24 protein-coding genes and 1 pseudogene are annotated in these 22369 nt (G+C 40.4%); 13 read left to right on the plus strand and 12 right to left on the minus strand.

Annotated features, from left to right (window positions below):
• The first annotated feature begins 354 nt into the window (after window positions 1-354).
• Window positions 355-708: a Spx/MgsR family RNA polymerase-binding regulatory protein gene (locus ABDV70_RS08930; protein ID WP_343597156.1), complete on the plus strand. Its 354-nt coding sequence runs from the start codon at window positions 355-357 to the stop codon at window positions 706-708.
• Between the two features lie 71 nt (window positions 709-779).
• Here the strand turns inward: ABDV70_RS08930 and ABDV70_RS08935 are convergent, their stop codons facing one another.
• The gene (locus ABDV70_RS08935; protein WP_343597158.1) at window positions 780-1211 is read right to left on the minus strand and encodes a DUF2147 domain-containing protein; all 432 of its coding nucleotides are present in this window, start codon (window positions 1209-1211) and stop codon (window positions 780-782) included.
• 1046 nt (window positions 1212-2257) lie between these two features.
• Between ABDV70_RS08935 and ABDV70_RS08940 the strand changes: the two genes are divergently transcribed.
• Entirely contained in the window at window positions 2258-2842 is a 585-nt protein-coding gene (locus tag ABDV70_RS08940; protein ID WP_343597160.1) for a GGDEF domain-containing protein, read from the plus strand.
• Here the strand turns inward: ABDV70_RS08940 and dsbD are convergent.
• The 4 genes from dsbD to ABDV70_RS08960 all read right to left on the minus strand — a co-directional run bounded on the left by dsbD (window position 2837) and on the right by ABDV70_RS08960 (window position 6491).
• The gene (gene dsbD, locus ABDV70_RS08945) at window positions 2837-4627 is read right to left on the minus strand and encodes a protein-disulfide reductase DsbD (protein ID WP_343597265.1); all 1791 of its coding nucleotides are present in this window, start codon (window positions 4625-4627) and stop codon (window positions 2837-2839) included. The genes ABDV70_RS08940 and dsbD overlap by 6 nt on opposite strands.
• 53 nt (window positions 4628-4680) lie before the next feature.
• Complete coding sequence (locus ABDV70_RS08950) at window positions 4681-5448, minus strand: transporter (RefSeq protein ID WP_343597161.1); 768 nt, start codon at window positions 5446-5448, stop codon at window positions 4681-4683.
• A 15-nt stretch (window positions 5449-5463) separates the two neighbouring features.
• Window positions 5464-6015: an ankyrin repeat domain-containing protein gene (locus tag ABDV70_RS08955; RefSeq protein ID WP_343597162.1), complete on the minus strand. Its 552-nt coding sequence runs from the start codon at window positions 6013-6015 to the stop codon at window positions 5464-5466.
• 125 nt (window positions 6016-6140) lie between these two features.
• Complete coding sequence (locus ABDV70_RS08960) at window positions 6141-6491, minus strand: HPF/RaiA family ribosome-associated protein (RefSeq protein ID WP_343597164.1); 351 nt, start codon at window positions 6489-6491, stop codon at window positions 6141-6143.
• A gap of 249 nt (window positions 6492-6740) precedes the next feature.
• On the opposite strand from ABDV70_RS08960, the gene puuE reads away from it, so the two are divergent.
• The 4 genes from puuE to ABDV70_RS08980 all read left to right on the plus strand — a co-directional run bounded on the left by puuE (window position 6741) and on the right by ABDV70_RS08980 (window position 9782).
• Window positions 6741-7700 (plus strand): allantoinase PuuE, encoded by a 960-nt coding sequence (puuE, locus tag ABDV70_RS08965; RefSeq protein WP_343597165.1) that lies wholly within the window; start codon window positions 6741-6743, stop codon window positions 7698-7700.
• A gap of 136 nt (window positions 7701-7836) precedes the next feature.
• Window positions 7837-8340: a 2-oxo-4-hydroxy-4-carboxy-5-ureidoimidazoline decarboxylase gene (gene uraD, locus ABDV70_RS08970; RefSeq protein ID WP_343597166.1), complete on the plus strand. Its 504-nt coding sequence runs from the start codon at window positions 7837-7839 to the stop codon at window positions 8338-8340.
• A complete protein-coding gene (uraH, locus tag ABDV70_RS08975) occupies window positions 8337-8657 on the plus strand; it encodes a hydroxyisourate hydrolase (protein WP_343597167.1) in 321 nt (106 codons plus the stop codon). The genes uraD and uraH overlap by 4 nt, the downstream gene beginning before the upstream one ends.
• 243 nt (window positions 8658-8900) lie before the next feature.
• Window positions 8901-9782 (plus strand): outer envelope protein, encoded by an 882-nt coding sequence (locus tag ABDV70_RS08980; protein WP_343597168.1) that lies wholly within the window; start codon window positions 8901-8903, stop codon window positions 9780-9782.
• Window positions 9783-9837: 55 nt separating this feature from the next.
• Here the strand turns inward: ABDV70_RS08980 and hpxO are convergent, their stop codons facing one another.
• On the minus strand, window positions 9838-10995 hold the full coding sequence (gene hpxO / locus ABDV70_RS08985) for an FAD-dependent urate hydroxylase HpxO (protein ID WP_343597169.1): 1158 nt from the start codon (window positions 10993-10995) through the stop codon (window positions 9838-9840).
• 254 nt (window positions 10996-11249) lie between these two features.
• Between hpxO and alc the strand changes: the two genes are divergently transcribed.
• The 3 genes from alc (at window position 11250) to ABDV70_RS09000 (ending at window position 13154) form a co-directional block, all read left to right on the plus strand.
• Complete coding sequence (gene alc, locus ABDV70_RS08990) at window positions 11250-12257, plus strand: allantoicase (RefSeq protein WP_343597170.1); 1008 nt, start codon at window positions 11250-11252, stop codon at window positions 12255-12257.
• A gap of 21 nt (window positions 12258-12278) precedes the next feature.
• Complete coding sequence (locus ABDV70_RS08995) at window positions 12279-12782, plus strand: ureidoglycolate lyase (RefSeq protein ID WP_343597172.1); 504 nt, start codon at window positions 12279-12281, stop codon at window positions 12780-12782.
• A gap of 153 nt (window positions 12783-12935) precedes the next feature.
• Window positions 12936-13154, plus strand: coding sequence for a DUF333 domain-containing protein (locus tag ABDV70_RS09000; RefSeq protein WP_343597174.1), 219 nt, complete (start codon window positions 12936-12938; stop codon window positions 13152-13154).
• A 43-nt stretch (window positions 13155-13197) separates the two neighbouring features.
• Here the strand turns inward: ABDV70_RS09000 and parE are convergent, their stop codons facing one another.
• The 4 genes from parE to ABDV70_RS09020 form a co-directional block, all read right to left on the minus strand.
• On the minus strand, window positions 13198-15078 hold the full coding sequence (parE, locus tag ABDV70_RS09005; RefSeq protein ID WP_343597176.1) for a DNA topoisomerase IV subunit B: 1881 nt from the start codon (window positions 15076-15078) through the stop codon (window positions 13198-13200).
• Window positions 15079-15097: 19 nt separating this feature from the next.
• The gene (locus tag ABDV70_RS09010; protein ID WP_343597177.1) at window positions 15098-15682 is read right to left on the minus strand and encodes a YqiA/YcfP family alpha/beta fold hydrolase; all 585 of its coding nucleotides are present in this window, start codon (window positions 15680-15682) and stop codon (window positions 15098-15100) included.
• Window positions 15683-15827: 145 nt separating this feature from the next.
• The gene (locus ABDV70_RS09015; protein WP_343597178.1) at window positions 15828-16748 is read right to left on the minus strand and encodes a DMT family transporter; all 921 of its coding nucleotides are present in this window, start codon (window positions 16746-16748) and stop codon (window positions 15828-15830) included.
• Window positions 16749-16852: 104 nt separating this feature from the next.
• Window positions 16853-17509: a TetR/AcrR family transcriptional regulator gene (locus ABDV70_RS09020; RefSeq protein WP_343597180.1), complete on the minus strand. Its 657-nt coding sequence runs from the start codon at window positions 17507-17509 to the stop codon at window positions 16853-16855.
• A 136-nt stretch (window positions 17510-17645) separates the two neighbouring features.
• Here ABDV70_RS09020 and ABDV70_RS09025 point away from each other — a divergent pair, with 136 nt between their 5' ends.
• The 4 genes and pseudogenes from ABDV70_RS09025 to ABDV70_RS09040 all read left to right on the plus strand — a co-directional run bounded on the left by ABDV70_RS09025 (window position 17646) and on the right by ABDV70_RS09040 (window position 20204).
• Entirely contained in the window at window positions 17646-18854 is a 1209-nt protein-coding gene (locus ABDV70_RS09025) for an MFS transporter (protein ID WP_343597182.1), read from the plus strand.
• 49 nt (window positions 18855-18903) lie between these two features.
• A pseudogene (locus ABDV70_RS09030) lies at window positions 18904-18990 on the plus strand (AraC family transcriptional regulator); the annotation flags it as partial.
• 87 nt (window positions 18991-19077) lie between these two features.
• Window positions 19078-19623: a glutathione peroxidase gene (locus ABDV70_RS09035; protein ID WP_343597183.1), complete on the plus strand. Its 546-nt coding sequence runs from the start codon at window positions 19078-19080 to the stop codon at window positions 19621-19623.
• 218 nt (window positions 19624-19841) lie between these two features.
• Window positions 19842-20204 (plus strand): RcnB family protein, encoded by a 363-nt coding sequence (locus ABDV70_RS09040; RefSeq protein WP_343597185.1) that lies wholly within the window; start codon window positions 19842-19844, stop codon window positions 20202-20204.
• A gap of 55 nt (window positions 20205-20259) precedes the next feature.
• Here ABDV70_RS09040 and adhP read toward each other — a convergent pair whose 3' ends face one another.
• Window positions 20260-21291, minus strand: a complete 1032-nt coding sequence (gene adhP, locus ABDV70_RS09045) for an alcohol dehydrogenase AdhP (RefSeq protein ID WP_343597186.1) — start codon at window positions 21289-21291, stop codon at window positions 20260-20262.
• 202 nt (window positions 21292-21493) lie between these two features.
• The gene (locus tag ABDV70_RS09050; RefSeq protein ID WP_343597187.1) at window positions 21494-22360 is read right to left on the minus strand and encodes a D-hexose-6-phosphate mutarotase; all 867 of its coding nucleotides are present in this window, start codon (window positions 22358-22360) and stop codon (window positions 21494-21496) included.
• Window positions 22361-22369: the final 9 nt, after the last annotated feature.

Raw genomic sequence — 22369 nt, forward strand, 5'->3', positions numbered from 1 at the left:
TTCTTAAATTAGTAGCAATATCTTACATTCATTGTCGCTTATACAGCTTTTTTATCCTATCTAATTGCTGCATTATAGCGCCACGGCACAAGGATGATGTCAGGATGACAGCACAGGGACTGGAAGCCGTAGGATGGAATTAAGTAGACTAGTTTTTTAGTTTATTTCAAGGATGTGACAGTGGACGTTGTAACGTGAGACCCGCATAATCAGGATGATACAATGCGGGTTTTCTCTATTTTAAGCCTCAAAAATATTTTACCTGAACTCATTTGCTTTCTTATAATCACAATATATCTGAATCTTTATTCAGCCGTTTATTTCATTTTTGATATCTATATAAGAGTATGCGATATGTTCACCATTTATGGCATTAAAAACTGTAACTCCATGAAAAAAGCCTTTGATGCACTAACACAACAGGGTTTAACGTATCAGTTCCATGACTATAAAAAACAAGGCATTGATGCACAAACCTTAAAACTCTGGATTGATGCCTTAGGTGCAGATGTTGTGCTCAATAAAAAAGGAACCACATGGCGCAAACTTTCAGAGGCAGAACAGCAACATGCGCTTGCAAATGAAGACAATCTCATTGAAACATTGACTCAAAATACCAGCATGATTAAACGCCCTATTTTAAAAACAGCGACAGGTTATATTGCAGGGTTTGACGAAGCTACATATCAGGCATTATCAACCCAATAATCATCTAAAAACTCAGCATCTAAAAACAAAAAGGCCCAGTACACACTGGGCTTCACACCGTTCAGCAGCGCTTATTTTGCACGTATCCATGTCTGGTTACGTCCTAAAGCAGCAATCCCGATATAACCACGAAGTTTTAACTGATTGCCCGCAAGCTCACCTTTGAGGCTATATGTTTTGCCATTTTTAGGGTCTAAAATCGAGCCATTTTCATATTTGTTACCACCTACATTTTTTAAGCCATGTACAATCGTAACGCCTTTTAACGATTTATTTTTATAAGGTCCGTCACAGTGCGTGCAAACCTGTTCTTCATCTGGTGTCAAAATCTTTTGAATAGATGCTGAAAGCGTCCCATTTTTTTGCTCTGTAAACATAACCAGTGCTTTTGGCTGTTTTGTTTCATCATCAATCGTCTTCCAAACAGTACCATTCAATGGATCAGCAGCATGCGCACACATGACTGCGCCGAACAGGCCTAAGGTTAAGAGTACTTTTTTCATCTATTTTCCCTAATCTACTTTGTTCTCGAATACCCAGTATCCGTAAGACAAACTAAATTTGCAATTTTGGTATGTGACCACTTAGTGTAAGCTTGTAAAAGATTAACAATATTCTATTCATATTTAAAAAATGATTGAATAGAACAAGAAAGTTAAAATTCTTAACATGTTACAATGTTATTTCGGTTATTTTTGATCAACCTTATCTAAATAGCAACATCTGATTAAGTTTATAGTTTAGAAGGGAATCTCTCCTTTCTTCGTTTATATTGAAATGATTTTTAAGAAAAAATTATCAATTCAGTCTTTGATATGCGAAAAAAGCATAGGATACGACAGTTAAAGTTTTTAAAGCTTATCTAAAATCGGCTATAATTAAGCCAATCTTAATTTTTATCCATTTTTTAAGCATTTTGGGATAAGTTCTTATTTTTGAGTTTAGGGGATATTTAACTCAAATGACTATTTTTTCGAATAACTTTTATTATAAATCTTTAAAAAATCTTATTCTAAATAATCCACAAAACACTGTATCCAATTGGAGTCTTTTTAAAAAATCGATCCTTATTCTAATTTGTGGTTTTTTTCTAAATTTACAATGGTTATCTTGGAAACTATTTTCAAAATTTCTAGAAATAGACTATTTAACTAATCAAGTTTTATTACAACAACAAATTAAAATCAATATTTTCTTTATTTTAACTTTTATTACTTTAATTATAATTTCATTTAGATTTCAAACCAATGAAAGAATTAGAAATATTATTCCTTTTCTATCAGGAGCATTATTAACAGTTAGTCTTTGTCGTGAAATTTATCTTGTAGGTATTTTAAATCCATCGACTATGATTATTTATATCTGTTTATTTTATATTGGACGAATCATACTTCCACGAAAATTTATTTATTTGTTTTTTATTCCAGTCACCATTTTTATTATTATTTGTTGTTATTTTATTTTTATTCAGGAACTCCCTTATGGGCCAATTTTTAATATTGAAAAATTTCGATATACCAATTTATTTTGGCTTTCTATCATTATTTATTTGATTATTCCCATTCTGTGTACTTCACTGGCTATTTTTGAAATTTTGCTCCAACAGCAACATTTACAAGAACAATTAATCTATAAATTAAGTTATCTAGACCCACTCACCAATATTGCAAATCGACGTACGATTAATACCTGTTTGCAACAACTCAATCAGTCTGAATTGGCTGACTACAGCATCATTCTTCTCGACCTCGACCATTTTAAAGAGGTGAATGATCGGTATGGTCATCACACAGGGGATCAAGTCCTGATTCATGTCGCCAAAATATTAAAGGAACATACTCAACCTTATGACTTGGTTGGGCGTTTTGGTGGAGAAGAATTTATTCTTATTTTAAAAGACACCAGTTTGGCTGTAGCGAAAGAAACCGCCATGCAATGTAAAAATGCAATTGAGCATATGCATATGTATAGCCAAGACACTCAACAATATTTTTTTATTACCGCTAGCCTTGGTGTTGCCATGGCAGAAGGAGATCTTCCACCACAGCAAATTTTAAGTCAGGCAGATCAGGCACTGTATCAGGCAAAGTTTTCTGGACGTAATCAGGTCAAAGTTTTTCAGTCTGACTTATAATTTTGCGAGTTTTTGTGCCTGTTCAATTAAGGTCTGCGTATTAAATGCACCTGTTAAGCGTAAAAATCGGACTTCTTGATGTTGTTTGTCCAAGAATAAATAGGTTGGCGGCCCCAAAATATTCCATTGCGTGAGCAAGTGCTGATGTGAGGCATCATAAGCACTTAAATCCAGTTTAATCAAATAAAATGGCTTTAATACCTGCTGAACTTCCGGCTTTATCAGAATTTGATGTTCAATTGGCTGGCAGGCTGTACACCAGTCGGCGTATACATCAATAACTATCTCTTGGTCTGAAGGTGCCTGAGCCAAAAGCTGCTGAAACTCATCTGCCGTTTTGGCACGGTGCCAATTTAGCTTTTCCATTTTTGCAGCGAAAATCTGATTCTCTATGCTTTGATATTGTTGATATCCTAATATCGGAATTAGACTACACAGCAGGATTAAATAGAGAACCTTTAAGCCCCGCACATGTTTGAGCAAACCATAAATCAGATATGCCGTAAAACTCAGCAAAAGCACAATTTGTAGCACTTGTAATAAAACAAATGGCAGCAGAGAGCGTACAAAATATAAAGCCAGTCCGAGCATAACGAAAGCAAAAACAACCTTGATGTACTGCATCCATTGCCCTGCTCTCGGTAATATACGCGTACCTAAAACACTGACAAGAAGTAATGGAATTCCCATTCCAAAACCCAGTACAAAGAGTAAAACTGCTCCCTGCCATTGTTGTTGAGTCTGAGCAATAAACAATAACGCACCAGCCAGTGGTGCTGTCATACATGGCCCAACCAACAGCGCAGAAAGGATGCCCATCGCCATTGCGCCAAGCAAGGAACCACCTTGCTGCATGGCGTGTAATCGACCTAGATGGTGAGTCATTCCATGAGGAAGTTTTAGCTCAAAAAGACCAAATAGATTCAGAGCAAACAACACAAATAAGCCACTAAATGCAAATAAAATGGCAGGCTGTTGTAACCAACGCTGAAAATTCAATCCTACCGAAGCAGCCATCATCCCTAAAGCGGCATAAACCACAGCCATGCTACAGACAAAAACCAAGGCAATGAGCCATGCTTTTACACCACGCTGTTCTCGGATGAGCAACGTGCTCACGATAGGGAGCATTGGCAATGAACATGGGGTAAAGGCTAGAAGACAACCTAAACCAAGAAATAACAATAAACTATAGCCAAACGAATGCTGATTTAAACGAGTAAACCATGTTTGATCTTGTTCACTTAAACCCTGATCCGTTGCTGTCTGTTGTGGTGCTGCCAAACTGGTACTTTGACTTGATGATGGCAAAGCGGCCTGTGCCTGTTGTGAAAGGCTCATTAAACTTGGCTGATTGTTCCTTGCTTGATCCTGCATACTGATAAGACCGCTTGCATCAGTCTGTATTTCAATATTTTGAGGAGGATAACAAATTCGCCCTTGCTCACAACCTTGCCATGTCACCGTATATTTTTGGTTCGGTACAGTCGGAATAGTGACTTTAACCTGATTAAAATAAACCAGTGTTTTCCCAAAGTTGTCATCATGCTGCTCAACGGCTTCGGGATACTTTAATGTCAGCGGCTGACTGCCCTGCGTCACCGTAATTTTTTGTTGATACAAATAAAAATGCGGCTGAATTTTCCATGAAAGTGCAGCCTTGTGTTCATTTTCTGATTCAGCAGAAAACACAAATGCCTGATCAGCACTCAAAAAGGCGTTACTGTCAGCATGTGTAGAGAAACTGCATAAATAACAAAAGAAATAAAAGCAATATTGCAGCATTCGCCACAACATTGCCTGATTTAAAACAGTTCTATCAAACATAAGATGCTAATTTAAAATAAGAAAGCAACGCCAAGACCACCGAAGTAATCAGGTGCATCACCTGACAAACCAAAACCGACACTGGCATCTAGCTGAGTACGTGCATTCAATGCGTAAATTAAACCTGTTGCCAATGAGGTGTGGTCAGCCTGACTTTCTTTTTTGCGATATACAAATTCAGAATAGCCTGACCATTTATTCGATAATTTATAGTTAATCGTTGGAACAGCCGTCACCGACCAGTCACCATCTTCTACTTCATAGTACATGGTAATACTGGTATTCAAGATGTCATTTTGTTGGTAAGCAACTGTTGAACCTAAAGTATAGACATCATGGTTTTCTGTGAAATTCTGATTACCCGTTGCAAAAGACACGCGACCCAACACAGCCATAGTCATTTTGTCATCTTGTAAATCAATGGCTTTTTTCACGCCAACGGAAACATCACCTAAACCATGATCTTCAAATTTGCCTGCTGGGCTTTTAACTTTCATCCATGCTGGACCATCCCATCCAACCTGAAGTTCCCAGTCTTTTGCCAGACCTGTTCGCAACAGCATATCGCCTTGAACCGTAGTGGTTTTTTCAAAGCCTGATGAGGTCGACTCTTTGTTATATGTCACTGTCGGTAGGCTCTGTTCCCAAGCCAAATGTCCAACAGGGGTAATGCCTGTTCCAAACCCAGAACCAGGGCGATCAAAAGAGAAATCTGCTGCAAGACTTGGCATGCTATAGGCAAGCGCAAGCCCCAATGCGGTTGTTTTCCATATTTTCATAAATTATCCAAATCGTTATTTTGTTAGATTCATTTCTTTGGTCATTTTAGCACCATGCTCACGAAGCAATTGTAACGTTTGCTTCTCTTCTGGCCATGTCTGCTCCCATTCAATTTCATCAAAATCACATTCATACATCAACTGGCTAATTGAGGAAAGAATCGTTAAGCCCTCATCGTCCAAAGTGTTTGGGTTCACTTTTTCATCAAGTAAGCGCTTCACGGCAGGAACACAAGCAGCACTTGCTGCATCCCAAAGCGGGCCAAAAAACTCTTCGCTATCCCATAAATGAACATTGGCTTTTGCCGCAATAAGGACATCCATAATGTCGAGATAAATCGCAAGGCCTTGTTGTTTTTCTTCCTCAGAAAGTGGTTGCCCTTCTTCATAGCCATCATAAATTGGCTGCCACCATTGGAATAAAGCATCACAAATGATTGAAATCGGGGGGCCTTTTTCTGGCTCTATAAAGTTCGGATCAAGACCATCTGCTAACAAACCTTTGACTTTTTCAAGGTCTAATTGCTCAATAGCTTGAATGAATGCTTGTTGTAATGTTGTTAGCATATAGTTCTCAATAACCTATTCAAATGGAAGTGCTGTACTTTTAGCAGTTTAACAATATTTTTTGATCTAGAGACAAAAAAAGCTCCTTACGGAGCTTTTTTTGAAACAAATTCTATAAGTCTGCTTTACGCTTCATCTTCTGTGAATTCTAGCGGTTTGGTTCTGGTATGGTCTTTTTTCTCAAATACATGTTCAAGACCTCGTTTCAGGCGGTCAATTGCACCATGTACAGCAGCATCAATATTACCCGCTTTATGACTCACGACGACTGTTTTTAATCCTGCAGGACGGGCTTCGATCAGACAACGTAGGTCTTCATCGCCCCCTTTTGCCCCATTTTCATCGCTCAAATGGACTGAAATATGGGTAACTTTTTCGCTATGACGTTGAAATTCGTTGGTTAGTTCAGTACGAATGTAACTAATTAAACGATCACTATTTTGAATATTTTTATCTGTACGGATTTCAATGTTCATAAATCATCCTCTGCTCTTCTCATCTATTTGCAAACTGCAAAAACTCACAACCATCCTTGTTTTAGCACCTTTAAACATAGGCTTTTGTTGACGTATTCTTTCAATTATATGTCGTGATTTTATCTAACATTTATGAAAGATCTGTCACCATTTTTGCATATGTTTTAGTGTCCTTATATTTTCAATATCAGGCTATACTTGAAAATATGCAAGTACAATTTTCAAAAAATGATCAAAAGGAAACCAATCGTGACAACATCTTACTTGCGTGGTCAGGATTTGATACATGCAATCCAATCTGCACCGTATTCGCGTGATTTAATTGGCTATCATGGACAGCCACCTCATGCAAAATGGCCTCACCAAGCCAAAATTGCCGTGCAATTTGTACTCAATTATGAAGAAGGTGGTGAAAACCATATCGAACATGGCGATTTTGGATCGGAACAATTCCTTTCAGATATTATTGGTGCAGCGAGTTTCCCCGCAAAACACATGTCGATGGATTCAATGTACGAATATGGGGCACGTGCAGGTTTTTGGCGCATTCATGAAGAGTTCCAAAAACGTAATTTGCCAATGACCATTTTTGGGGTGGGGATGGCTCTGATTCGTAATCCTTATATTGTCGAAGCAATTAAAACTGCCAACTACGATATTGTTTCGCATGGTCAGCGCTGGATTCATTATCAGGATATGGATATTGAAACTGAACGGCAGTATATGGATCAGGCCTTATCTGTTTTGGAAGCCTTATTTGGTCAAGCCCCAATCGGGTGGTATACAGGTCGTGACAGCCCCAACACTCGTCAGCTTTTAGCTGAATTTCCTCAAATTAAATATGACTGCGACAACTATGGTGATGATCTTCCGTTCTGGACCACACTCACCAATCAGGCTGGTCAAACACGTCCACATCTGATCATTCCCTACACCCTTGAAACCAATGATATGAAGTTTAGTTCTCCGGGTGGCTTTAATAGTGGCGAGCAGTTTTACCAATATCTAAAAGATGCTTTCGATGTTTTGTATGCCGAAGGAGACACGGCACCTAAAATGCTCTCAATCGGCATGCATTGCCGTATTTTAGGAAAACCGGGACGTTTTAGAGCCTTACAACGCTTTTTAGATTATGTTCAGTCGCATGAACGGGTCTGGATTTGCCGTCGTCATGATATTGCAGAACACTGGTATAAATATCATCTATAAGAAATGAAATGTTTAATGCACAGGAGGGAAAATTTCCCTCTCGATGCTTTTGCGTTTCTTTACATCATTTCGCTTGCATTTAGCCTATTTATTGCACATTTTCTATTAGAGAATAAATAACTTAGGGGACTTCACTGTGCATATTTCTGAATTTAACCAAATCCCACTGGTTCAAGCACAAACCATATTAAAACAATGCGTCAATATTCCATCGTGGATGATGCTTTTAAGTGAACATCGTCCTTATGAAAGTAAGCATTCCCTGATTCAGCTTGCACAGCAGCAAACCAGTTCATGGACATGGCAAGAGGTTAAAACATCACTCAATTCACATCCTAGAATTGGAGAAAAACAAGCGCGACAAAAGCTTTCAGCCAAGGAACAAAGCTTGTCAGATCGGGAACAGGCAGGGGTTTCTCAGGATCAAACCACGTTAGATGCCCTTCACGAAGCGAATTTAAGCTATGAAGCAAAGTTTGGTTTTATTTTCCTGATTAAAGCCGCAGGATTAACTAGCGAGGATATTTTAGAAAAAATGCAACAACGACTACAAAATGATTTCGAAACTGAAAAGGATATTGTCAAACAGCAGTTGGCTGAAATTGCAATCCTTCGGCTAGATCAGGAAATTGAATCATGATCAGTTCGCATATTCTCGATACGCATTTGGGCAAACCTGCCGGCGATGTTGTGATTAAACTTTATGATGCTCAACACAACCTGTTGGGGCATGCGCTGACCAATCAGGATGGTCGTGTGTCAGATTTTGGGCTTCAGTCACTCTCTGTTGGGGAATATCAGCTTGAATTTGAAATCGCAGCTTATTTTGCAGCACAGAATATTTCGACATTCTTTCCCAAAGTCTGTATTTGTTTTTTCATTGCTCAGGAAAACGAGCACTATCACATTCCCCTATTAATTAGCCCTTACGCCTATTCAACCTATCGCGGCAGTTAACCGCTAAAAGCCAAAGCATCATGATGTTTTGGCTTTTATAAGAATAATATTTCTCCATTATTTGAAATTTTTGATATTTTCTAATGTATTTTTGATGTATTTCCGTTTAAATTGGCTCAGTTTTTGCGTGTCAATCCATGCATGATCTATGTTGCTTGATTTATTTCAAATGAAAGAACCAACATAGCTAACCTTTTTCAACAGATAGCATCGTTATCATCAGTCATTGGGGGATTGCCCTTTATGTTTTTAAAAAAAATGTTCCTTCGAAACAAAAATGTAATGTTGGGTCTACTCAGTGCATCTAGCTTACTTTTAACAGCACAGCAAGCCTCAGCCCTGACATGGAGCGATAATGCTTTGGGTTTGCGCTATGGTGGTGACTTTTCAGAACCATATAAAAATAATGACGATGGCTCAAAGAAACATATCACCAAAAAGATCTATTCATTTACGCATAGCAGTGGTTACACATACGGAACCAACTTTTTAAATATTGATTTTTTACAGTCAGATAATGAAGTCTACGGCGATGGTTCAGACAAAAAAGGATCTCGAGAAGTCTATGTCGTTTATCGTAACAATATCGATATTGGTAAAGTCATCCACAAAGATCTCTCATCTCCGGGAATTCGTGGCTATGCGTTAACAGCAGGTTTCGACTGGAATACCAAAAATGATTCTTACGCATCTAGAAAACAGATGTGGGTTGTGGGGCCAACCATTAACTTTGATGTGCCTGGTTTCTTAAGCTTAAGTGCTTTGGCATTTTTTGAAAGTAACAAACCAAGAGGCATCGACTCACGTTATAACTACGACCCACACGCTGCCGTTCAGTTAACATGGGGAATCCCGATTGCAAAAACACCTTTGTCCTTTGAAGGTTATGCGTTATGGATTGACTCTAAAGGCAAAAATGAGTTTGGCGGTAAAACTGCACCTGAAACCAACATTGATGCCATGTTAATGTATGACTTAAGCCCACTGATTTGGGGCAAAAATGATAAAACCTTACGTGTAGGTGCTGAATACCAATATTGGCGTAACAAATTTGGGAACCCAACCAATGGTGATAAAGGCGCAACTGCCAGCACACCAATGGTTCGTGTTGATTTCCATTTCTAAGAATAAATGGTTGAAGTTGTTGAGGAAATCAGCAGCTTCAACCAACCCAACATGCCTAATCTAAAACATTCCCAATAATATTACTGACAATGCCTTTCATAATATGTGGCCCTTCTTCCTGACGTAATTCGTTATACCACTGGGTTGTCACTGCTGGATCTTGCATATGAGTCACATCACAGCGTTTTCGCGCCCGTAATACTAGTTCTTTGGTTCGTTCATTGCGTTTATTCTGATAACGACACAAAGCATCTTCAATACCCAAGGTATTGATTTGCAAGGCACGTGCTAAATAAATGGCATCTTCCATTGCCTGACAACCGCCTTGTCCGATATCTGGTGTAGTGCTGTGTGCTGCATCGCCCACCAATACTACCCGCCCTTTATAAAACTTTAAAAACGGTTCAATGTCATGAATTTCAACCCGATTGGTTGTTTCAGGGTCTAAATGGTCGATTAAGGTTTGAACCTGCGGACACCAGCCAGCAAAATACTCTTTTAATTGAGTTTTATATTGGCTTCGATCATTTTCAAGCCCGACAGGTAACGGCACATCTAGAAAAAAGTAAAACCGATGCTTCGCAATCGGCATAAGAGATGCCCTTTTGCCCTGACCGACATAAGTCGTCCAATGGTCTGCGGGAGCAATTTCTTCAGACATGTCAATCAGACCATTCCAGTTAACATACCCAGCATAACGACGTTGAACCTGTTCACCTAATACATATGCACGTGTAATCGAATGTGTTCCATCTGCCCCAATCAGTAATTCTGTTTCTAAAGTAGAGCCATCCAGAAATTCAACTTTGACTTTGCCATTGGTTTCTTGCAAAGACACCATACGCTTACCCAGATGAATATTTTCTCGTCCAAATTCATCCATCAACATATTTTGCAGTTCTGCACGTGAAACAGGATATGGACGCTGCCCGACTTCTTCAATCAACGGCTGTAAACCAAATTGGGTCATGGTTTCACCTGTAAGTCCATCGACATAGGCCATAGCATCCATCTGCCCGCCCAGTTGGGCAATCTGTTCAGTTAAACCCAAATAGTTCAGGCATTTCACCCCATTTGACCACAGCGAGATAGCAGCACCTACAGGTCGAATTTCCACTGTCTGTTCATAGATAGAAACTTTGTGCCCGAATCTTTTTAGTGCAATGCCCGTGGTCAATCCGCCCATGCCTGCACCAATAATGACGATTTCCATCTATTCATCCCCTATGCTTATACATTATTTGTCCAATTTCATGCCAAAACTATGCCATTTTGCCCAATATGTCGCATCTTGTGGTTCACTTTGCATCTTTTTGGCATAAATCATGCTTGGATGTGTTGACACTTTATCTCGACTTTCGATGCCGAGGGCAAAGCCCCGAATCTAACAATATAAATATCACAGATTATGATATATATGATTGGTATTTCATTGAAAAGAACAGTGACAAACACACAGGAATCTTCATGGCAACATTACTTGCTCCGCTTTTTGAACTCCCATCTCACCTCGCTTCATTCACCAATTTAGCCGATGCCCGTATCGGTGCCGAAATTGTCAGCTGTTCAGATCAGTTTTTTGCTGATGCAAAACGTATGCTGCAATTTGAACCGCCTGTTTTTATTGAAGGTGAGTTCGATGATCACGGAAAATGGATGGATGGATGGGAAACCCGTCGCAAGCGTCATGCAGGTTTTGACTGGTGCATTATCAAACTGGGTGTTGCAGGAACGCTTCAGGCATTTGATATTGATACAACTTTTTTTACAGGGAACTACCCTGCATCGGCATCTGTCGAAGCTTGTTATGCACCCGATGATCAGCTTGAACAGGCCGAGTGGCAAACCGTGCTAGACAACCACGTGTTGGGTTCAAGTCAACATCATATCTTTGAAACCTCAGCATCTGACCAAGTATTTACCCATATCCGCCTCAATATTTTCCCCGACGGTGGCGTGGCACGTTTCCGTGTTTATGGTCAGGTTGCATTGCCAAAACAGCAGGCAAATGCAACGCTTGACTTGGTTGCCCTAAAAAATGGTGGACGAGTCGTTGCTTTTAGCGATGCGCACTATGGGCATCCACAAAACTTGATTAACCCTGGACGTGGGGTAAATATGGGGGACGGCTGGGAAACTAAACGTCGTCGCGCCCCAGGTTTTGACTGGTGTATTCTGGCATTAGGTCAGGCTGGTAAAGTCGAAAAACTAGAAATTGATACGGCTCACTTTAAAGGGAATTACCCTGCACAAGTCTCGATTCAGGCAATTTATATCGAAGATGCAACCGATGAACAATTGATTCCTCAAAGTATGTTCTGGCCATTCTTACTCGAAGCGCAAGATATGCAAATGGATCATATTCACAGTTATCTTGATGAACTTTTAAGTCATGAAAAAATCAGTCATATCCGTGTCAATATGATTCCTGATGGTGGAATTAGCCGGATACGTTTATGGGGAAAAATTGCATAACCTTATTAAAGAGATGATGTCATGTCGATAATCCAAGTGCCTGTACACGCCTTAACTGCCGAAGCATTTGCACCCTTTGGTGAGGTCATCAGTTGTGAAGGAAATGCTTTTTTCCATATTAACGATGCCCATACCGAACGCTATCACGCATTGGCTGAAACCGAAGTTCAGGGCGAAGCCAAAGTCGGCATTAGTATTTTTCGCAATATCAAGACAACGTCTCTTCCATTGGCAATTAACATGCTCGAGCGCCATCCCAAAGGTTCTCAGGCATTTATTCCCATGCAGGGGCAAAAGTTTCTGATTGTGGTTGCACCTGCCTTAAACTCACTTGAACCTGATGTGACCCAAATTCACGCCTTTCTTTCCAATGGCATGCAAGGGGTGAATTATCGGCAAGGAACATGGCACCATCCCCTTTTAACACTCGAAAGCCCAAGTGATTTTGCAGTCATTGACCGCGTTGGTGGCGATGCCAATTGTGATGTTTTTTCGTTTAAACAGGCAGTAGAAATTCATGGTTAAAATGAAGCGTACGCTACATTTTTCTACGGAAAATTTGCAAAAACATAAATCTTTGCTGGGTCAATCTGTTTTATAGTCGCTCTAAATGCTTTGATTGTTTAGTTGGTTATGAAAAAAGTTAGTTTTATCTCTATATTCTGTTGTAGCCTTGCTATGACAGCATGTTCACATATTCCATTTGTACACCATAAAGAGAAAAAAATTGGTATGCCAAACCCCGCAAGCGAATATTGTATTCAGCAAGGCGGTAAATTGCGTCATTTAAAAGATGCTTTTGGCAATGAATTTAATAACTGCAAATTGCCAAATGGACAGGAACAAAACGAGTGGGATTTATATCGTCAAACCCACCAAGACCCAAACACACTGTAATGTTGAACTGGCGTGAAGGAGAGACTCCCCTTCACGCTTGCACTTAAACAGCCAGATCTGCCAAATTGCCTTTTTGCTCCAGCCATTGCTTACGGTCTGCCGAGCGTTTTTTGGCAAGTAATTTATCCAACAATCCCGCAGTTAAATGCATATCATCCAAATCAAGCTGAACTAAACGGCGTGTGTTCGGATCCATCGTGGTTTCACGCAGTTGTCCCGCATTCATTTCACCCAGTCCTTTAAATCGGGTAATTTGCGGATTTTTGGTTTTCACTTTTGCTAACGTATCTTCAAGCTCTTGCTCATCGAGTGCGTAATGAACATCTTTACCCGCGTCAATCCTGAACAACGGTGGCATTGCCACAAACAAATGTCCATCTTCCACCAATGCAGGGAAATGTTTCACAAATAAAGCACACAACAATGTAGCGATATGCAAACCATCCGAGTCGGCATCGGCCAAAATACAGATTTTGCCGTAGCGCAATTCAGATAAATCATCACTACCCGGATCAACCCCAATCGCAATGGCAATGTCATGTACTTCTTGTGAAGCTAATACTTCATCGGAAGCAACTTCCCATGTATTTAAAATTTTACCTCGAATTGGCATAATCGCTTGGAAGTTTTTATCTCGTGCCTGTTTGGCACTACCGCCCGCAGAGTCACCTTCGACAATAAACAGTTCACTTTCTTCACGGGTTTGCCCGACACAGTCCGCCAATTTACCCGGTAAAGCAGGCCCTGCTACAATACGTTTACGTTCAACTTTTTTTGCAGCTTTTAAACGGCGCCCCGCTTTGTTAATGGCCATTTCTGCTAACAACATGGCAGTATCGGTATTTTGATTCAGCCATAGAGTAAACGCGTCTTTGGCAATGTTGAGCACCACTGCCGAAGCTTCACGGCTTGAAAGGCGTTCTTTGGTTTGCCCTGAAAATTGTGGCTCTTGAAATTTCAACGACAAAATATAGTTCACGCCATCCCAAACATCTTCGGCAGAGAGTTTTAAGTTTCGTGGCAATAAATTGCGCATTTCACAAAATTCTCGTAATGCTTCTGTGATTCCTGAACGCAACCCGTTAACGTGTGTTCCGCCTTGTGCTGTTGGAATCAAATTGACATAACTTTCTTGAATATGCTCGCCAGATTCCGCATTCCAGCAAATGGCGAATTCACAACTGGCACGTTCTGCATTACCTTGTGCAACAAAGGCAGGGTTAGGAATAATTTCCCGATCCTGCAACTCATCCATCAAATAATCAACTAAGCCATTTTCAAATTGCCAATCGATCTTTTCATTATTTATTTCATCGACATAACTAATATGCAGCCCTGCCGCTAAAACAGCTTTGGCTTTTAAGTTATGTTTTAAAGCTTTTAAAGCAAATTTTGGACTGTCAAAATATTGAGGATCTGGCCAGAAACGAACCCGCGTTCCCGTGGCACGTTTTGGTGCTTTTCCTTCTAATATGTCTAGTCCAGACACAACTTCGCCATGTTCAAAGGCCATGCGGTACAGATTGCCCTGACGCTGAACCTCCACTTCGACACGGGTCGATAACGCATTTACAACCGAAATCCCCACCCCATGCAAACCACCTGAAAACTGGTAGTTATCGGTGCTGAATTTGCCACCTGCATGCAGTTTGGTCAAAATAATTTCAATCCCACTTTGACCATATTCGGGGTGAATATCGACAGGCATTCCTCGACCATTGTCCAGTACCGACAATGAACCGTCCTCATGCACTGTGACACAAATTTTATTGGCATGACCTGCCAATGCCTCATCGACTGCATTATCAATGACTTCTTGTGCTAAATGATTTGGACGTGAAGTATCGGTATACATCCCCGGACGACGGCGAACGGGGTCTAAACCTGATAATACTTCGAGCGATTGAGCCGTATATTGTGACACGTGATCTATGTTCCTTAAGTTACAAGCTGTGTGACAGAAAGGTCAGCAACATGGGAATTTTTTCAACAAAATTAGTCATTGCATGGCTACCGCTTGTTTCGGTTATCACCAAACCGCAATGCTTTCCCTGCCTATAATAGCGTTCTGCTTCACGATAATCCAAAACTTCATCACCTTGTTGCAATAACACTAAGAAATTGTCTAGATCTTGCACACTAGGCTGATGCAATTGCTCTAGCTCGGTCAAATGCTGCTGATCTAGTCGCCAGTTTTCATGGACTTGATATGGTAATTGAATATCAGAAAAGCGTTCTTGAAACAGCCGCCACGGCTGCACAACAGGATTAATCAGCACGGTTGGGCAACGATATTTTAAAGCGGCACAAGTCGCATAAAAACCACCTAAGCTACTACCGACCAAGACCACATTTTCCAGTGTGTGAAAATATTCATCTATGCGCTGCATCACTTGCAATGGCGGTAAATTTAAATCGGGTAAATGTACAGTAATGTCGGGATGATGCTGTTGACAATATTGTTTTAACTGCTGTCCTTTAATGGAAAGCGGGCCACTTTGAAAACCATGTAAATAAACGATATTCATGTTGTCCGCACTCAGGATTCGATACAGAAAAAATATAGCGACTTGATTATAACGTCTGTTGAGCTTTCGTCTATGTTGACATCTACATATAAGTTGAGATGTTACAACACATGACATAATTTCAAGTCTAGGAATGTTTTACGGCTTAATCCTGTACCATTTCAGGCTGCTTCTGAGGTGTTTTTTTCTGTGCCAATAACACCCCAAATAAAATCACCCCGCCCCCAATCGTATGATAAATCGTCCATGTTTCACCTAACCACCAACATGCAATGATTGCGGTAAACACAGGCATTAAATTCATAAAAATACTGGTTCGATTTGGGCCAAGTTGCTGAATGGCCAACATCCATAATACTGGTGCAACCAAAGACGGGAAAAGCCCTGCATACAAAACACTTGCAACATTTTGTACATTGAGCGTATCTAAACCTACATATAAAATAAAAGGTAAATGGTAAATCAGCGCAAAACCGATTTGCACATAGGCACTCACCAAAAGCGGCAATCCCAATTGCCATTTTTTCAGAAAAACACCGTAAAACGCATAAAAGAATACCGCCAATATCATCAGCACATCACCGCTCCAGTGCTGTCCTAATTGATACAATGCAGCCCAGATATTCCCTTGCCCCATCACATACAGCAGCCCTGCAAAAGACAAAATACTGCCAACGATGGCAAAGCGGTTGGGTATTTCTTTTAAAATCAGCATCGACACAAAAATGGTAAATACAGGAATAAAAGCATTAATAATCCCCATATTGGTCGCGGTGGTATGGTGCGCTGCGATGTAGGCCAACCCCTGATACAACACCATGCCAAAAGCAGACAACACAGCCAGTTGTTTAAAATGAGGGTAAACCTGCTGCCGCTGTCGCCAGACACGCGGTGCAATAAACGGAGTTAACACCAGAAATGCGATAAACCAACGATAAAAGCTAATACTGACAGGTTGAATATAATCAGAAACATAACGCGTAACCGCAATATTCAGCGACCAGATAAAAACAGCCAGTAAAGGCAACAAAAAGCCCCAGCCTTTATTTTTTAAAAATTGCGACATAGCGGTCATCTCTATTTTTACAGAACCTTGATATATTGTGCAAAATGTCGCATTTAATGAAAATATCGCTTTTCAGACATTTATACCGATTTTTCGACATCCATTCATTTCGCTGAAAATAAATTCCATAATCGCATCGCATGCTCAACGACTTTATGTAACTGTGTTTGCGTAGCGCCATCACGCGCCTGCAAGGTCAATCCCTGAATGACCGTGGCATAAAAATCGGTCATCTCTTCAATTGGGGCATCTGGTACTAAATCACCATCCAAAATACCTTGCTTCAAGCGTTGCCGTAGTTTTTCTTTTTCCTGTAAGCGTTTTTCTAATATCTTTTGCTGTACCTGTTGGGTCTGTTCTGAACAATTGACTGTCGCAACAATCAACATGCACCCAGAGGGTTTATTGGGCTGAATCAGGCGTTGAATGCTGTTATATAAGTAGATTTCAAAGGCGACTTTTGCTGTTTTTGCCTGCTCAAAAATTGGCACAATGGGACAGGCTTCATGTTCCAGATAGTAATCAATACAACGGTAAAACAGCGACGCTTTATCACCAAAGCAACTATATAAACTTGGTGCTGTAATCTCTAATGCGTGTGTTAAATCGCTAATCGATGTTGCTTCATAGCCATATTCCCAAAACAGCAACATTGCTTTTTCTAGTGCCTGTTGTTCACTAAAGCACTTCGGTCGCCCTCGTTTTTTTTTCGGAGCATCCATCGAACAGGCAACAGCTTCATCTACGGGTTTATCTGTCATGAAAACTACATCTATTTTTTAACGATCACTAATAAATTAATTGACGAATCAGTTTTATTCAACTATTTTTATTTTATAGCGATCACTATTAAATTATTTCTTCTCTTCATCATAAACTTTTCACAGGATCTTTCTGATGGAACATACGCCTTTGTCTGACGCTCAACCTGCCCCCACTCAGGGAAGTTGGTTTGCGCTATTGGCCGTTGCAATTGCGGCATTTGCTTTAGTGACGAGCGAATTTCTCCCTGTTGGTGTTCTCAATAATGTTTCGAGTGACCTCGGTATTTCCACAGGTACAGCAGGATTGGTCATTACCTTGCCAGGTGTTGCCGCAGCACTTGCTGCCCCGCTACTGTCAGTTTCATTTAAACAACTGGATCGGCGTTACGTTCTTATTCTCCTCACCGCGATTATGGTGATTGCCAATACCTGTACTGCCTTTGCCAATAATTTTCAGTTTTTACTGTTCAGTCGCCTGATCTTAGGGGTTGCGATTGGCGGTTTTTGGGCAACAGCCATTGCGCTGAGTGGAAAACTCGCTCCTGCTCATTTACCGATTGCCAAAGCAACAGCTATTGTGATGGCAGGGGTTACTTTTGCCACCGTACTTGGCGTACCAATCGGAACATGGCTTAGTTCTTTTTATGGATGGCGCAGTGCGTTTGGAATTACCGCCGCCATTGGTACACTCGTTTTATTCATCCAAATTTTTAGCTTACCAAAACTGATTCCCGAATCTGCAATTCACTTACGTGACTTACCTGCACTTTTGCGTGTCAAAAAGGCGCGTCTTGGCATGCTTATTGTGCTGCTCATTGCTTTGGCACATTTCTGTGCTTACAGCTACCTTGCACCATTCTTTAAACATATTGCGGGTTTTAGTCCATCAACCATTAGCACTTTACTACTGCTTTATGGCGTTGCAGGCATTTTTGGAAATGCTTTTGCTGGATATAGCGGTAATCTGAATATTCGTTACACCCTTGCATTTGTCGGATTATGTTTTGCCATCGTATTTTTAGGTTTTCCTATTTTTGCCATTCATGAATTTGGGGCTTTCATCCTAACAGCCTTATGGGGCTTTGCTTTTGGCGCATTTCCAACCTCTGGCAATATCTGGATGTTCCTTCATGCACCTCAAGCTGTTGAAAAAGGAATGCCTTTATTTGTTGGCATGTTCCAAGTCATGATTGCCGCAGGCTCACTCTTTGGTGGCATGGTGGTCGATCATTTTAATGAAACCACGCTGATCTATGGCGTGTTGAGCTTTATTTTATTGGCACTGATGAGTTTATTCACTTTGGCACGTGGGCTGAATAACCCTAAAGCATGCTGTGATTGATGTGCTAAACAATAACTTTATGTTAAAAGCAATATGTCGACGATGAAGTTTGGCATATCGCCATAGCTCTAGTTTTATTGAATTTTTTAAACGCTATACAGGGCAAACCCCGCAACAATTACGGCAGTCTGCCTAATTACAATACAGATCAACAAACACGTCTTGTAATTTCGTCCAAATCCCCTTACAACAGCTTGAACAACTTTATTGAAAGAGCAAGGACATGAGCAACTCTGTTTATAATATTCCCGTGAAAACAATCAAGGGCGACGAAACCACTTTAAATCAGTATCAAGGTAAAGTGCTTTTAATCGTCAATGTGGCATCAAAATGTGGCCTTACCCCACAGTACGAAGGGCTTGAAAAACTGTATCAGGCAAAACATACGCAAGGTCTAGAAATTTTAGGTTTCCCTGCAAATAACTTTTTAGCCCAAGAACCGGGCAGTGAAGAAGAAATCCAACAGTTCTGTTCACTGACTTATGACGTACATTTCCCATTGTTTGCCAAAATTTCGGTTGCAGGCGAAGACAAACATCCACTTTATCAAACATTGATTCAGGCGCAACCTGAACGTATCGGTGAAGGTCCGTGGTGGAAAGACCTTGTGGATTATGGTTTAACACCAAATCCAAAACCTGAAGTACTTTGGAACTTTGAAAAATTCCTGATTAATAAAAAAGGTGAAGTTGTCGCACGTTTTGCGCCAGACATGACAGCAGATAATCCTGAAATTGTTGCAGCGATTGAAGCTGAATTAGCAAAATAATCACGCTTGTGAGGGAGCAATCCCTCACATCATTACAAGAAATGACTATAGATAAAATACGCTTACACGGTCAGCGCTTTTCTTCATACTTTATCTATTTGATGTAAATCATGACTACAGATCACAAAATAAATATTACAAAGACTACATGTTTCCTGAATGTTTAATTGGTTTAATAGTCCTACTAAATTTAAAAAAATGAACAAAAGGAATTCAACATGAAACCCATCGTAAAAACCATTCTATTTGCAGTATCAACCGCAATTGCAAGCGCATCTGTTTTCGCTGAACCCAATGACCGTCATGAACAGCACCAGCCGAATGCGCCGATGATGCAACCTCATCATGATGCCCGTCCAAATGGACCAATGATGCAGCCCCATCATGATGCCCGCCCAACCGACCACTGGCGTGTGGGTGACCGAATGGCAGATGAACATTTCCGCCAAGCTTCTGTTGTGGATTACCGCCACTATAAACAGTTACCCCGCCCAGGACGTTATCAACAATGGTATAAAGTCCACGGCCAATATGTTCTTATGAACACCAAAACACATCACGTCATTCGAGTCGTTCGATAATCCATAAATAAGAAAAAGAGGGTCATATGTACCCTCTTTTCTTTTTAAGAATTGCTTAAAGCCGCATATCAATCACGATACGACCATCAATTTTTCCATGTTCCATACGCTCAAAAATATCATTGATATTTTCTAGTGGCTCAACGGCAATATGTGCTTTAACTTTACCACGTGCTGCAATATCCAAGGCTTCTTTCAAATCCAAACGTGTACCCACGATAGAACCACGGACAGTAATACCATCAAGTACCATATCAAAAATGGACAAGTCAAATTTACCTGGTGGTAAACCATTGAGTACCATCGTTCCACCACGGCGAACAATCGATACCGCCTGCTCAAACGCTTTTGGAGAAACAGCCGTCACCAACACACCATGACAACCATCACCTGTTGCTTTTAAGACTTCTTCTTTTACATTGCTTTTTAAGGCATTAATCGCTACATCAGCACCGAGTTTTTTCGCTAGATCAGTTTTTGAATCATCAACATCAATCGCAATCACATTAAAACCCATGGTTTTTGCATATTGAATAGCAACATGACCTAAACCACCAATCCCAGAAACCGCAACCCAATCGCCTGTTTTGGCTTCAGTCATTTTCAGACCTTTGTACACGGTTACGCCTGCACATAAAATCGGGGCAATTTCAAGTAAGTCGACACCTTCAGGAATGACTCCGACATAATCGCCATCGGCAAGGCAATATTCGGCAAAACTACCGTTAACAGAATAACCCGAATTTTGTTGTTCCTTGCACAGCGTTTCCCACCCTGCATAACAATGATCACAATGACCACAAGCAGAATATAACCAAGGAATACCGACTTTATCGCCGACTTTTAAGTGTGTGATTCCCTCACCCACTTCAATCACTTCACCCACGCCTTCGTGACCCGGAATAAAAGGTACGGTTGGTTTAATTGGCCAATCGCCATGCATGGCATGTAAATCGGTATGACATACGCCTGTTGCAATGACTTTGACCAAGACTTTGCCAGCGCTGACCTTTGGAATTTCGACTTCTTTGATTTCTAGAGGTTGATTAAATGCTGTGACGACAGCGGCTTTCATTGTGCTTCCCATTCCATATTCTCCTTATTTTTTTTACCTGAGTCATGGTTTTTATTTTTTAAGAACCATTCTCATTTTTATAAAATAAAGGACGCAAGGTTGGTCTTTGGTAGGTATTTGATCATTTTTTAGCTATTTTTACAGTGAGATAACAATTCTATTTTAAGTGCTTGAAATTGCTGACTTTGTAAAAATAGCTTGTTTATATATTGTTCTATTTTTTTGCAATTTTCATTTGAAATTTGATGTGCTGACCACTTTGTAGTTTTTGGGTTTGCGTCGCAATCTGCCCGCATTCAATACAGACAAAATCTTGCCATGCGTCATCTCGTACATCGTTTAATCGAGCTGCTTTTTCAATCCACGGATTCCAAATCACCGCACTTTTTGCATTACTCTGAATCAAAATATGCTGCTGTGGATTTTGTTGTAAAACAAATTGACCTTGTGTCGTGGCATAAATTCGGTCTGTTTCTGCCGTAAATTGAATCCATTCTGCATCCTGCTGCTTAATTGCATTATGATCCAGTTGGTCAATATAAGATTCCCCCATCAAACCTGAAATCTGAGTGGTACGAATGTCCGTTGGGAAATAACTGTGCCATGCAAAACCAAATTCAAAATCGTGCGGGTCTAAATTGTTTAGGTTCAATTCTAATTGTAGTTCAGCCCCACAATGAATTGTCATCTGTAAGCAAAATGCAAAATCCCAGTATTTTCTGGTTTCAGCACTGTCACGTAATTCAAAAACCAAATGATGTCCAGATTCATTGACATCGGCACCCACCCATTGCCACGGCAAGTTGCGGGCAAACCCGTGTGAAGGGTGATCTGCATGTACAGGGTTCGCTCCGAACCACGGAAAACAAAGTGGTATACCGCCACGAATGGCTTTCCCTTGTTGATATGAATTTAATTCAGAACACCATAATAGTGGTTTCTGCATTTGTTTTTGCGTAAATTCAACAACCTGTGCGCCTTGTAACGCAATCAGTGCAGAACAAAATTCATTTTCGACCCGTAATGCCTGCAATGAATGTTGTCCCAAATTTTCAACGGTCACACCTGCTGTCTTTAACATCAATTTTTA

Origin of the sequence: Acinetobacter sp., from assembly GCF_039596015.1 — a bacterium.
Lineage (GTDB): Bacteria > Pseudomonadota > Gammaproteobacteria > Pseudomonadales > Moraxellaceae > Acinetobacter.